The sequence below is a fragment of the Roseobacter sp. FCG-D35 genome (assembly GCF_033436665.1).
In the GTDB taxonomy this organism is placed as follows: domain Bacteria; phylum Pseudomonadota; class Alphaproteobacteria; order Rhodobacterales; family Rhodobacteraceae; genus JAWQFO01.
The window spans coordinates 286,272-298,786 of sequence record NZ_JAWQFO010000006.1; the positions used below are offsets into that span (position 1 = coordinate 286,272).

At 68.1% G+C, this 12,515-nt stretch carries 13 protein-coding genes and 1 pseudogene; 8 read left to right on the plus strand and 6 right to left on the minus strand.

The window, feature by feature from the left end; genetic code table 11:
• The first annotated feature begins 32 nt into the window (after nucleotides 1-32).
• Nucleotides 33-1,628, plus strand: a complete 1,596-nt coding sequence (crtD, locus tag R5H30_RS15620; RefSeq protein WP_318329439.1) for a 1-hydroxycarotenoid 3,4-desaturase CrtD — start codon at nucleotides 33-35, stop codon at nucleotides 1,626-1,628.
• The gene (gene crtC, locus R5H30_RS15625; RefSeq protein WP_507028653.1) at nucleotides 1,625-2,488 is read left to right on the plus strand and encodes a carotenoid 1,2-hydratase; all 864 of its coding nucleotides are present in this window, start codon (nucleotides 1,625-1,627) and stop codon (nucleotides 2,486-2,488) included. Before crtD ends, crtC begins: the two co-directional genes overlap by 4 nt.
• Here crtC and tspO read toward each other — a convergent pair.
• From tspO to R5H30_RS15640, 3 genes are read right to left on the minus strand one after another with little or no spacing between them, the layout of a single operon-like run.
• Nucleotides 2,469-2,927 (minus strand): tryptophan-rich sensory protein TspO, encoded by a 459-nt coding sequence (tspO, locus tag R5H30_RS15630; protein ID WP_318329440.1) that lies wholly within the window; start codon nucleotides 2,925-2,927, stop codon nucleotides 2,469-2,471. The two genes, crtC and tspO, sit on opposite strands and share 20 nt — an antisense overlap.
• Nucleotides 2,924-3,973, minus strand: a complete 1,050-nt coding sequence (gene crtB, locus R5H30_RS15635) for a 15-cis-phytoene synthase (protein WP_318329441.1) — start codon at nucleotides 3,971-3,973, stop codon at nucleotides 2,924-2,926. Before crtB ends, tspO begins: the two co-directional genes overlap by 4 nt.
• Nucleotides 3,970-5,520: a phytoene desaturase gene (locus R5H30_RS15640; protein ID WP_412105145.1), complete on the minus strand. Its 1,551-nt coding sequence runs from the start codon at nucleotides 5,518-5,520 to the stop codon at nucleotides 3,970-3,972. Before R5H30_RS15640 ends, crtB begins: the two co-directional genes overlap by 4 nt.
• Nucleotides 5,521-5,622: 102 nt before the next feature.
• On the opposite strand from R5H30_RS15640, the gene crtA reads away from it, so the two are divergent.
• The 4 genes from crtA to bchO are packed head-to-tail and all read left to right on the plus strand — an operon-like array spanning nucleotide 5,623 to nucleotide 9,883.
• Entirely contained in the window at nucleotides 5,623-6,342 is a 720-nt protein-coding gene (gene crtA / locus R5H30_RS15645) for a spheroidene monooxygenase (RefSeq protein WP_318329444.1), read from the plus strand.
• Complete coding sequence (gene bchI, locus R5H30_RS15650; RefSeq protein WP_318329446.1) at nucleotides 6,339-7,343, plus strand: magnesium chelatase ATPase subunit I; 1,005 nt, start codon at nucleotides 6,339-6,341, stop codon at nucleotides 7,341-7,343. Before crtA ends, bchI begins: the two co-directional genes overlap by 4 nt.
• Entirely contained in the window at nucleotides 7,340-9,007 is a 1,668-nt protein-coding gene (locus R5H30_RS15655; RefSeq protein ID WP_318329447.1) for a magnesium chelatase subunit D, read from the plus strand. The genes bchI and R5H30_RS15655 overlap by 4 nt, the downstream gene beginning before the upstream one ends.
• 3 nt (nucleotides 9,008-9,010) lie before the next feature.
• Entirely contained in the window at nucleotides 9,011-9,883 is an 873-nt protein-coding gene (bchO, locus tag R5H30_RS15660) for an alpha/beta fold hydrolase BchO (protein WP_318329448.1), read from the plus strand.
• A 66-nt stretch (nucleotides 9,884-9,949) separates the two neighbouring features.
• Here the strand turns inward: bchO and R5H30_RS15665 are convergent, their stop codons facing one another.
• The gene (locus R5H30_RS15665) at nucleotides 9,950-10,258 is read right to left on the minus strand and encodes a LysR substrate-binding domain-containing protein (protein WP_318329449.1); all 309 of its coding nucleotides are present in this window, start codon (nucleotides 10,256-10,258) and stop codon (nucleotides 9,950-9,952) included.
• Here R5H30_RS15665 and R5H30_RS15670 point away from each other — a divergent pair.
• Nucleotides 10,241-10,927, plus strand: a complete 687-nt coding sequence (locus tag R5H30_RS15670) for a LysR substrate-binding domain-containing protein (RefSeq protein ID WP_318329451.1) — start codon at nucleotides 10,241-10,243, stop codon at nucleotides 10,925-10,927. The genes R5H30_RS15665 and R5H30_RS15670 overlap by 18 nt on opposite strands.
• 41 nt (nucleotides 10,928-10,968) lie before the next feature.
• Here R5H30_RS15670 and R5H30_RS15675 read toward each other — a convergent pair whose 3' ends face one another.
• Nucleotides 10,969-11,325 (minus strand): response regulator, encoded by a 357-nt coding sequence (locus tag R5H30_RS15675; RefSeq protein ID WP_318329452.1) that lies wholly within the window; start codon nucleotides 11,323-11,325, stop codon nucleotides 10,969-10,971.
• Nucleotides 11,326-11,425: 100 nt separating this feature from the next.
• A complete protein-coding gene (locus R5H30_RS15680) occupies nucleotides 11,426-12,133 on the minus strand; it encodes a Crp/Fnr family transcriptional regulator (protein ID WP_318329453.1) in 708 nt (235 codons plus the stop codon).
• Nucleotides 12,134-12,329: 196 nt separating this feature from the next.
• Between R5H30_RS15680 and R5H30_RS15685 the strand changes: the two are divergent.
• Nucleotides 12,330-12,515: pseudogene (locus R5H30_RS15685) on the plus strand (hypothetical protein); the annotation flags it as partial.

Consider the following 12,515-nt stretch of genomic DNA (forward strand, 5'->3'; position numbering starts at 1 on the left):
ACACTTCATCCGATCAAGTCAACAATCCCGGTATGCCGGGCCTTGCTTCAGAAACGGGCGCGAAGAACCGGGCCGTCGTCGTCGGCGCCGGCATCGGCGGCCTGACGAGTGCGGCCCGGCTGGCCCACGCCGGCTATCAGGTGCAGATCATCGACCGGCACGACGCCCCCGGCGGCAAGATGCGCACCCTGCCGTCCGCCGCGGGGCCAGTCGATGCCGGCCCGACGGTCCTGACCATGCGATGGGTCTTCGACGCGCTTTTCGCGGAGTTGGGCGAACGGCTCGAAGATCACCTCGACTTGATGCCGCAGCATCGCCTGGCGCGGCACTTCTGGCGCGACGGCAGCACGCTCGACCTTTTCGATGACGAAGAGAGGAACGTCGCGGCCATCGCCGATTTCGCCGGATCCCGCGCCGCGGCGCAGTTCCGGGACTTCTCCGCCCGGACACGCCGTTTATTCGACGGGTTCGATGCCCCGATGATGCGCGCCCGCGCACCGCATCCGGCGCGGATCGTGCCCTATGTCCTGCGCCGCCCCGCTCTGATCCCGGCGATGGCCCCGCTTTCCAGCCTCGACGCGTTGCTCGATCGCAGCTTCGACGATCCGCGTTTGCGGCAACTCTTCGGGCGCTATGCGACCTATGTCGGCGGCCTGCCGCAGTGCGCGCCTGCCTTGCTGTCGCTGATCTGGCAATCCGAGGCCCGCGGCGTCTGGACGGTCCGCGGCGGGATGCACCAGCTGGCCCGCGCCGTCGAGGATCTGGCCCGCCGGCACGGCGCACAAGTCAAGTACAACGCGCACGTCGCGTCGATCGAGACGACCCGCGGCGCGGTCCGCGGCGTCCGCTTGTCTGACGGAACACGCCTGCGGGCCGACACTGTCGTCTTCAACGGTGACCCGCGCGCCCTGCCTACCGGGCAGCTTGGCGACGCCTGCAGATCGGTCGCGCGCGGCGCGGCAAGCGCCGGACGAAGCCTCTCCGCCGAGGTCTGGGCCTTCGCCGCCCGGCCTTCGGGGCCCGAGCTTGCCTTGCACAACGTCTTTTTCCGCGACGACGCGGAAGAGGAGTTTCACGCGCTGGAAAACGGCCGCCGCGTCGAAGACCCCACCCTTTACGTCTGCGCGATGGACCGCGGCGCGGCCGGCCCGCCCGCCGGGCCGGAACGCTTCGAGATCATCGCCAATGCGCCGCCCTTGCCGAGCGAAGGCGCGGAAACCGAGAAGGACCCGGACAGATGCCGAATGCGAACCTTTCAGACGCTGGCGGGTTTCGGGCTTCGATTCGACCCCGAGCCGGCAGCGGACAGCCTGACGACGCCGCACGGTTTCGAGACCCTGTTTCCCGCGAGTCTCGGATCGCTTTACGGGCAGAGCCCGCACGGGCTGATGGCGGCGTTCAGGCGTCCGACGGCGCGGACCCGCATCGCGGGTCTTTACCTCGCGGGGGGCGGGACGCATCCGGGGGCGGGCGTTCCGATGGCGGCGCTCTCCGGGCGGCACGCGGTCGAGACGATTCTGAGCGACCGAACTTCGCCCTCGCGGTCCCGCCCAACGGCTACGCGTGGTGGTACGTCGACGGCATCCGGGCCGGCGGCGGAAAAGCCATCAGCATCATCGGCTTCATAGGCTCTGTCTTCTCTCCCTGGTACGCCTGGTCGGGTCGCAAGCGTCCCGAGAACCACGTCTGCATCAACGTCGCCACCTACGGGCCCGGCGGACGGTTCGCGATGACCGACCGCGGCGCATCGGCCCTGCGGCAAAACCGCGACCGGCTCACGGTCGGCGGCTCCTCGATGCGCTGGACCGGTGACGCGCTGGTGATCGACGTGGACGAGGTAAGCTCGTGGCCGCTGGTTTCGCGCCTGCGCGGCCGCATCACCGTCACCCCGGATGCCGTGACATCCGCCGAATTGCCCCTGACGCCGGATGGTGCCCATGTCTGGCGCCCCTTCGCCCCGAGCAGCCGGATCGAGGTCGCGCTCGAGCGGCCGGGCTGGCAATGGGAGGGCCACGGCTACTTCGACGCCAATTTCGGAACCCGCGCGCTGGAGCAGGATTTCGACACCTGGTCATGGGGCCGCTTCGCGACCGAAGACGGGGCGACCTGTTTCTACGATGTCGCCCGGCGCGACGGGTCGCGGCTGGAATGCGCGATCGAACTCGGGGGCGATGGTTCGGCCAGACCGGCCAAGCTGCCGCCCAAGGTCCGGTTGCCGCGCACGCTCTGGGGCATCGCGCGCGAAACCCGCTGTGCAGAAGGCTTCGCACCGCGTCAGGTACAGGCGATGCTGGATGTGCCGTTCTACTGCCGGTCGGTCGTCGAGACCCGCATCGGAGTGGCCACCGCGACAGGCGTCCACGAAACGCTCGATCTGCGCCGGTTCCGCTCACCGCTGCTCAAACCGATGCTGGCGCTGCGCGTTCCGCGCCGCCCGGGCTGGCGCTTCGACGAACCGGACGCCGCCCTCAACTCTCCTGCGGGTTGAGGCGGATCACGGCGAGGTTCAAGGCCCCGGCCACGCTGACCCAGACGAGATAAGGCACGAAAAGCAATCCCGCGATGGTGTCGAGCTGCCAGAGCGCCACCATGCAGGCCGCGACCGAGACCCAGAGCAACCCGAGCACGACAAGCCCGAGGCGCATCCGATTCAGCCCGAAGAACACCGGCGTCCAGAGCGCGTTGAGGGCGATCTGCAAGGCCCAGAGCGCCAGAGCGATGCCGTTGCCCGGAAGAACGGCAACTCGCGCGCCCGCCGCGGCCATGCAGATATAAAGCGTGGTCCATGCCACCGGAAACAGCCAGTCGGGTGGCGTCCACGACGGCTTGTTGAGGCCGCGGTACCAATCCCCCGGCGGAAAAAGGCCGCCTGTGGCGCCTGCCCCGAAACAGGCCAGCAGGAAGATGACGAAGGTGACCCAGATCATGCGGGGTGATCTAGCTTCCGCCACCCGCCGTTCAACGCCGCATCGCGCGGCCTGTCGCGGGACTTGAGGCCTTCGAGTGTGGCCAGCAGCGACTCGGCCCGGCCTTGCGCCCGCGCCCGCGGCGCGGCGGCGGCCTCGACCAGAAAGGCGGTCTCCGGCAACGCCTGCGCGTGAACCCGGGCCGAGCGCGGCATGACCGAGGTCGCCGCGGCCCGGACCGTCGCAAGAAAGATCAGCCCGAGTTTCTCGGCCCCGCCCGTGCGCGCCCGGTGCGCGACCGAATCGTACCCGTTGCGCCGGACCGCCCCGCCGATTCCCGCATAGATATGCCGTGCCGCGTAGATCCCCGGGCGGCAGGCCAGCGGCAGCAGCGCGATGCCGCTTTCCGATCGCACATAAAGCGCATCGGCCTCGCGCAGAAGTTTGCGCACGACGCGGGCCAGCGCGGGCGACATGGCCGGGTCCCGCAGGAAGGCATCGGGATCGATGCCTTCGGCTTCAAGCCAGTCCGACGGCAGGTAGAGCCGCCCTTCCCGCGCATCCTCGCCCACGTCGCGCGCGATGTTGGTGAGCTGCATCGCGACGCCGAGGTCGCAGGCCCGCGCCAGCGCATCCGCATCGCGGACGCGCATCAGGACGCACATCATCGCCCCCACCGCCGAAGCCACGCGCGCAGAGTATGCCCGCAGATCGGACAGGCTCTGACACCGGCGCTCCTCGGCGTCCCATTGCAACCCCTCCAGCAAGGCGGCCGGCAGCGCGCGGGGCATCGCGTAGTCCTCGATCACGGCGGCAAAGGCGCGGTCGGCCGGCGCGTTCCGGGGTCGTCCCGCGTAGGCGCGATCGAGCCGGTCTTGCAAATCCCTGACCGCGTCCGACTTGGCGCGCTGCAGGTCGACGGCATCATCCGCAAGCCGGCAGAAGGCATAAAGCGCCAGCGCCGCGTCGCGGGTTGTCCCGGGCAGCAGCTTCGACGCCGCGTGAAAGGACCGCGACCCGGTGCGGATCGCGTCGACGCAATGCTTAAGGTCTTGCGGGTCGATCATACTCTCATCACCTCTACGGGGTCTGGGACCAGCCGGTCCAGAACTTCGGCGCTCGAAATGACGCCGGGCAGGCCGGCCCCGGGATGCGTCCCGGCCCCGACGAGGAAAAGACCGCGCGCTTCCTCGCTGACATTGTGCGGACGGAACCAGGCGCTTTGCAGGATACGCGGTTCGATCGAGAACCCGGCCCCGTGCGGACTGAGATAGCGATCGCGGAAGGTTTGTGGCGTGAAGACGCAGGACGCCGACAGGTGTTTCGTGACCCCCGGCAACAGCTCCGCTTCGAGCCGCGCATGCACCTTCTCGCGATAGGGCTCGGCGGCGGCGGCCCAGTCCACCGGGCTGTCATGCCCCAGATGCGGCACCGGGCTGAGCGCGTAGAACGTGTCGTCGCCCTCGGGCGCCACGCCGGGATCGGTGACGCTGGGACGATGCAAGTAAAGGCTCATGTCGTCGGCGAGATGACCCTTGATGAAGATGTCACGCACCAGACCGCGATACCGTGGCCCGTTGAGGATCGTGTGATGCCCCACTTCCGGCCAGAGATCCCGGGTGCCGCGGGTACCGAAGTACCAGACGAACAGCCCCATCGACCAGCGCGACCGGCGCATCCGACGGCTGGTCCAGCGCCGGCGCGGAGCATTGCGCAACAGGTGATCGTAGGTCCAGCCGGCGTCCGCGTTCGATACCACGAGGTCGGCCGCGATGCGCGCGCCGTCCTTCAGGGCAACGCCCGTGGCGCGTCCGTTCCGCAGCTCGATCTCGTCCACCTCGACACCCTGCCGTACCGTGCCGCCCTGCTCGGTCACCACCCGGACCATGGCCTGCGCAATGGCTTCGACGCCGCCGATCGCGTAATGCACGCCAAAGGCTTTCTCGAGATGGCTGACCAGCGTGTACATCGAGGTCACGTTGAACGGATCGCCCCCGATAAAGAGCGGATGGAAAGACAGCGCCATGCGCAGCCGCTCGTCCTTCACACGGCGCGACACATGACCATAGACCGACCGGTCGGCCCGCAGCGCCGCGAAGGTGGGCAGAACCTTCAGCAGATCGGAAAACCTGTGCATCGGCCGCCGCCCGAGGTTCTCGAACCCGAAGCTGTAGCGTTTCTCGCTGTCGCGCAGGAACCGTGCATATCCGTCGGCATCGCCGGGCGATAGCCGCGCGACCTCGGCCCGCATCGCGTCATCGTCCTGCCGCGCCGCAAAGCGGCTGCCGTCGGGCCATCGGATCTCGTAGAAAGGGTCGAGCGCGCGCAAGTCCACATCACGCTCGAAGCTGCGCCCGCAGGCTTTCCAGAGGTCGCGGAACACCTGCGGCACTGTGACGATGGTGGGGCCAAGATCGAAACGATGCCCGTTCTCCCAGATCGCCGAGCCGCGCCCGCCGGGTGTTTCGAGCCGGTCGAGCACTGTGACCCGGTAGCCCCGCGCGCCGAGACGCATCGCCGCCGCGAGCCCTCCCAGCCCGGCGCCGATGACGACCGCATGCGGCGCCGTCGCCTTAAGCGCCGTCGCGTCGGAGACCGGATCGACAAGTGTCAACATTCTTGAAACAGTATACTGTCCAGAAAAAATTACAATTGCCGTCTGCCCCCTTCTCGGGGCTCCGAATCCGTGTCAGTGTCGCCTGACATCAACCGCCAGATGGGGGGCGCCATTCAAACCGTCAGCCTCAGTTTTTACCGCTTCGCACCGGGCCGGGACCGGGTCTGGGCCTTTGCCATGATGGGGGCCGGACGCCCGGCGATGCGCCGCGTCAAGGGACTGACGTTCTGGAAGTTCTGCGGCTCCGGCACCGGTGAGGGGTTTACGCCGGTTCCCAACACCGGCGTCTACGCCATTCTCGCCGTCTGGGACAGCGACGCCGCCGCCCACGCGCAGACCCGTGTCGCGCCGGTCTTCGCCCGTTTCGCCCGCCGGGCGCGCGAATGCTGGACGGTGTTTCTCAGGCCCGTCTCGTCACGGGGCAGCTGGTCGGGCACCCGGCCCTTCACGGAAAGCGAGGCAGGGATCGACGGGCCGATCGCCGCACTCACCCGCGCCTCGGTGAAGCCCTCGGCGGCGCTGCAATTCTGGAAACGGGTGCCGGACATCAGCGCGATGATCGGCGCGAACGCGCGGGTTTTGTTCAAGATCGGCATCGGCGAGGTGCCGCTGTTTCACCAGGTCACCTTCTCGATCTGGCCCGATGTCGCGTCAATGGCCGACTTTGCCCGCACCGACGGGCCGCACGCGCGCGCGATCCGTGCGGTGCGCGACGGCAACTGGTTCCGCGAAGAGCTCTATGCCCGCTTCGCCGTTCTCGGCGAACGCGGCATCTGGAACGGCGTGGCGCCGGTGCTGCCCGCGCAGGTGGCCGCATGAGCCCGTCCTTTCCCTTTTCCGCCATCGTCGGGCAGGACGACATGAAGCTCGCGATGATCCTGACCGCCATCGACGCGGGCATCGGCGGCGTGCTGGTCTTCGGCGACCGCGGCACCGGCAAGTCGACCGCCGTGCGCTCGCTCGCGGCCCTTCTGCCGCCGATCGATGTCGTGAAAGGCTGCCCGGTCAATTCAGCGCGCCCCGAAGAGTGCCCGGACTGGGTCGGGGTGCGCTGCACCGAGATCGTCAGCCGACCGACACCGGTCGTGGACCTGCCGCTTGGCGTGACCGAGGACCGGGTGACCGGCGCGCTCGACATCGAACGGGCCCTGACCCACGGCGAGAAGGTGTTCGAGGCCGGGCTGCTGGCACGGGCCAACCGCGGGTATCTCTACATCGACGAGGTGAACCTGCTCGAGGATCACATCGTCGATCTGCTGCTCGACGTCGCGCAATCCGGCGTGAACACGGTCGAACGCGAGGGCCTGTCGATCCGTCACGCCGCGCGCTTCGTGCTGGTCGGCTCCGGCAACCCCGAAGAGGGCGAATTGCGCCCCCAGTTGCTCGACCGGTTCGGGCTGTCGGTCGAGGTCGCCTCGCCCACGGACATCGACGAGCGGGTCGAGGTGATCCGCCGGCGCACCGCCTTCGACCGCGATCCGGAGGCCTTCCGGCACGACTGGCAGGCCGAGGAGACACGGGTCCGCAAGGCCATCGTCGCGGCCAAGACTGCACTCAACGCCATCGAGACGCCCGACGCGGTGCTGACCCTGTGCGCCGAACTCAGCCTCGCGCTCGGCGCCGACGGGTTGCGCGGGGAACTGACCCTGCTGCGCGCCGCGCGGGCGCTTGCCGCCTATGACGGTGCGGCGGTGGTCGAGGCCGGACACCTCGCGCGCATCGCGCCGATGGCCCTGAGCCACCGCCTGCGCCGCGACCCGCTGGACGAGTCGGGCTCGGCCGCGCGGGTGCAACGCGCCGCCGCGGACGTCCTGGGATGACCGGTGCGGCCCGGTGGTCGCACGCCCTGCGGGCTCTCGCCGCGCTCGCCGTCGATCCGTCAGGCCTGCGCGGCATCTCGGTCCGGGCATCCGCCGGGCCGGTGCGTCAAGGCTTCGAGGACGCGGTCACGACCCTGCTCGACGGACCTTTCGCGCGGATCGCGCCGGGCGCTTCCGACACGGCCCTGACCGCAAGCATCGACATCACCCGGTCGCTTGCCGAACGCAGGCTCGTGCACCGCGCGGGCTATGCCGAACGCGCCGCGGTTCTGATCCTTCCGATGGCCGAACGCATTGCGCCCGGCATGGCCGCCGGACTTGCCCGTCACCTCGATCGTTCGGACGGCCCTGCCGCGGTTCTGCTCGACGAAGGTGTCGGAGAAGACGAGCGCACAGCCGCCAGCCTCGCGGATCGACTGGCCTTTCACGTCTCTCTCGACGGCATCCCCTATCAGGACGCGATCCTTCCGGCGTCCCTGCCCGACGACATCCGCGCCGCGAAGCACCGGCTGCAGAACATCGTCCCGACCGACGACCACGCCGCGACGCTGACCACCCTTGCCGCCCGCCTCGGCATCGACAGCCTTCGCGCGCCGCTCCTCGCGCTCCGCGCGACCCGCGCGTTTGCCGCCCTCGATGGCGCAACCGGGATCGGCCCGGCGCATCTGCAGGACGCGGCCGAACTCGTGCTGGCCCCGCGTGCGACGATCCTGCCCGAACCCGAAGAGACGGCGGAGGACAGGTCCGACCCCGACACGCCAACGCCCGACGAGTGCCACGGCGGCGGCACCCTGCCCGACGAGATCGACGTCGCGGCCATCGCCGCCTTTCTTCCCGCGGACCTGCTGAACGCACGACTCGCGGAACGCGGCCCGCGGCGCGCCTTCGGCGGCAGCGGCGCCGGGCACCGCAGGACGGGCAATCGCAAGGGCCGCCCGCTGCCCTCCCGCCCCGGACGCCCCGATGGCCGGGCGCGGGTCGACATCGTCGCCACGCTGCGCACCGCGGCGCCGTTCCAGACGCTGCGCCGCCGGGCCGCGTCCGAGCGCACCGGCATCATCGTTCTGCCCTCGGACATCCGGCTGCGCCGCTACGAGGATCATTCCGACCGGCTTCTGGTCTTCGCCGTCGATGCCTCCGGCTCGTCCGCGCTTGCGCGCATGGCCGAGGCCAAGGGGGCCGTGGAGTTGCTGCTCGCGCGCGCCTACGCGCGACGCGACCACGTGGCGCTGGTCGCGTTTCGCGGCAGCGGCGCGGAGACCCTGATGCCCGCCACGCGCTCGCTGGTCCGGGCCAAGCGCAGCCTTGCCGAACTTCCCGGCGGCGGCGGCACGCCGCTGGCAGCCGGGTTGCAGGCCGCCGCAACGCTGGCCGAGGCAGGGTCCGGGCGCGGGTACGCGGCCACGCTGATCGTGCTGACCGACGGGCGCGCCAACGTGGCGCTCGACGGCGCCCCGGGCCGGGATCCGGCTCAGGCGGATTCCGAACGCGTCGCCCGGGCGATCCGGCTCCGGGGACATTCGGCAGTTGTGATCGACACAGCCCGCCGGCCCGGTGCGGATGGCGCGACACTCGCGGCCTGGCTCGGCGCCCGTCACATCGCCCTCCCGCGCGCGGACGCGAACCGGATCAGCGCCGCGCTCGACGACGCAAGGTCCGGCTGACCGGTGGACTGGGCGCGCGATCTGCCAAGCTGGCCGCTCAACCACCTGTCGCGCGAGGTCGATTGCCGCCCCCACCGCTGGCACGTGCAGGAAACCGGCGAAGGCCCCACTCTCCTGCTGCTGCACGGAGCGGGGGCGACGACCCACAGCTGGCGCGACCTGATCCCGCCCCTGGCCGAGACCTTCCACGTCATAGCGATCGACCTGCCCGGCCACGGGTTCACCCGCCTCGGGACCAAATCCCGCAGCGGCCTGCCGACGACGGTCGACGACATCCTTGCCTTGCTCAAGGCCGAAGCCTGGCAGCCCGCCGCGCTGATCGGCCATTCCGCCGGGGCCGCCGTGGCCCTGTCACTGGCCGAGCGTCTCGGGCGCGGCGGCGGTGACGCCCCGCCGGTGGTTGCGATCAATGCAGCGCTTGGCCGCTTCGAGGGCGTGGCGAGCTGGCTCTTCCCGTTTCTCGCCCGCGCGCTGGCGCTGAACCCGCTGACCGCGCTGGCCTTCTCGGCCGGCGCGCCGCAGCCCGCCCGCGCGCGTCGGCTGATCGAGGGCACCGGGTCGCGGCTCACGGACGAGGGGATCATGTACTACGCCCGGCTCATCGCGGACCGGGCGCATGTCGACGGCACCTTGCAGATGATGTCGCAGTGGAACGTGGATGCCCTGTCCGACTCCCTGCCCGGGCTGTCGGCACCCTGCCTCTTCATCACCGGTCAGAACGACAGCGCCGTCAGCCCGGAGATCTCTTCCCGCGCCGCCGCGCGCATGGCGCAGGCGAAACTGCTGCCGCTCGACGGGCTCGGACACCTCGCGCACGAGGAAGACCCCGCGCGCGTTCTAGAGCCGATGCTCGACTGGCTCGGGGACACGTGTTGAACCAACGCGACGAGGGCCGCCGGCTCGACGGGTCCAGCAGCCCGACGGAGCGAGGACCATGTTCAATCATGGCCGCGCCGCGCTACTTAACGCAATGGGGTGATCCTTCCGGCAAAGGCAGTAGGTCGGTGCAAAGATCAGCGTCGCCGCTTCGATCCGCGGGTCCGGGACATCTTCGACGAAGTAGATCGCGTCGAATTTGCCGTCGACGAGGCCCTGTTTTACGCTCTCATTGTCGCCATCTACAAAGGCGAGGGTGACCCCCGGATGCATCGCACGCAATGTCGCCGCGAGTTTCGAAAGAAACGCCGGCGCGTCATAACCCACCGTCAACAGCCCGGAAACCTCGGACGCCATTTGCGAGACATCCGACATCAGGGCGTCATAGCGTTCGAGCAGATCATCGATCCGAAGAAATTTGAATCCGCGAACCCCGATATCCGCATATCGATCTCGGTTTCTGTCGGCACGAATGCACCTCCCCCCGGCGATTGGGAATGCTCCATCTTCTGGGGGCGCGGCGACTGGAGCGGGTCGCGGCCCGAAGCGATTTTGACCAACACGGTTTTTCCGGTGGCGGCCCCGGATTACTTCGCTTCGTTGGGGCGGGATCCACACCTTTCGGATATTCCCGAGCGGCACCTCATCCGTGACCGGACGCGCGTCTGGTGGCGTGCATTCCGAGAAGCAGCAGGAGGAGGCGACCTCGATCCGACCGCGGGACGCATCTACAATCGCACTTCGCTGTGTCTGCGTGCGGCAGCGCGCGGAGACGGGGTCACGATCGGAGACGAGGTGACGACACAGAATGCAATCGAAACCGGAGAGCTTGTTTCGGTCTTCCCGGCGCGCCTTCCATCGCCGGACGCGTATTATCCTGCCTTGGCCGAACCCGGACCGGCTTCACACGCGGTCCATCGTTTCGCGGATTGGCTGCGCGCGGAGGCGGAAACCCATCGGGCGTACTTCCAATCCTATGGTCGTCCCGCTGATCGGTCGGCAAGCTCGGAAAACATCATCAGCGTCATGCGCCGTAAGCCCTGAGCCGATCCCGGAATCCGTTTCCGGCACAGCCTGGCTCGCCTTCAATGCTGTCCGGCCAGGGTCTTCAGCGCTCGCCGCAGCGCCTGACGCTCGATCGGCTTTTCCAGTTTCAGCGCCGAAGCAAACGGCGGGGCTTTGGATGCCGAGCGCGAACTGAAGCCCGTGACGCATATGAAAGGGATTTGCATCTTCTGCAGCGCCGAAGCGACCGGCACACTCGTTTCCCCGTCCCTGAGCTCGACATCCAGTATCGCGACATCGGGTTCGAAACTTACCAAGGCGTCAAGTGCCGTTTTCACCGTCGCACACGGACCGTGGGCGCTATGCCCGAGCTCCTGCAGGGTTGCGACCATGTCCAGTCCAAAGACAATATTGTCTTCGACGATCAATACTTTCATTGAAATGTCTCCAGAGCGCCGAAACGCTCCGGCAATGTCCACCCAATTATCGTTAGCACTGTGGACCGTCTGTACGGTACCGGGCATTGGAGGATGAAGTTTACGGGCTTTCGATCGGCAGGAGCCGGTTGTACGCGTCTGCGACGAGGTCGTAACACTCGCACGCCACGTCGTGCAGGCCCGAATGATCAAGGATGGTCACGGAACCGCGGGAGTACGAAATGAGATTTTGCTGTCTCAACTCGGAGGATGCTTCGCTGACGGTGGCCCGGCGCACGCCGAGGATCTCGGCGAGAAATTCCTGGGTCAGATTGATGACACTGTCCGGCGCGCGGTCGCTCATCGTCAGAAGCCATCTTGCCAGCCGCTGCTTGGCCGGGTGCGTCGCGTTGCACGCGCCAGACACCATGACTTGCTGAAACATTCCGCGCGTGGCAGCAAAGAGCGCGTCGCGGAATGCGGGATAGCGCTGCTTGGCGCGCAGGAAATCCTCCGTATCCATGACAAGTGCACGGCCGCTGACTTGAACGATGTCCGAGTTGAGCTGGAACGCGCTGCCAAGAATGGGACCAAGACCCGTGCATCCTTCCCGGCCGGTATTGGCCACCTCGATCGTCGCGCCGTCACGGAAGGAGGCAACGGTCGAGATTACGCATCTTTCGGGGAAATGCACGATCGCCTGGTCTTCACCCGCCCGGGACAGCACCTCAGTGGCCTGGAGATGAACTTCCCGGCACTCTCCCAGAATGCTGTGACGCGTCTCGTCCTCGAGCACGCGCAGGATCCTGTTTTCGGGTTTTGCTCTCATATTCCTAAACCTCGCACGTCCGGGCCTCATTTCAAATGGTGCTTTGAGGCGGCCATTTGTTGCTCATGCTGGTTGCTTTTCGGTCTATCCACATCCGCCCGCCGTTCCGAGCGACTCCACGGCAACCGGCCGCAGCGTCCGAACCAACACGTCAGTTGACGAGGAAACTTCGCTTTCCCAACTTCTTTTCGGCGACGTGCAAACGCGCACCTCCTTTCCCTACCCGCACAAGGACGTGACCAGCGCCAAAGAGACGCCGGGCAGCGCCTGCGGCCTCGCGGTGGACGCCGGTCCGGGCTACATGCCGCAGGATGCGCTCAAGTTCGCGCGCGCGGTGGAAAAGCTGAACCTGCTCTGGATCGAGGATTCGATCACCGGGGAC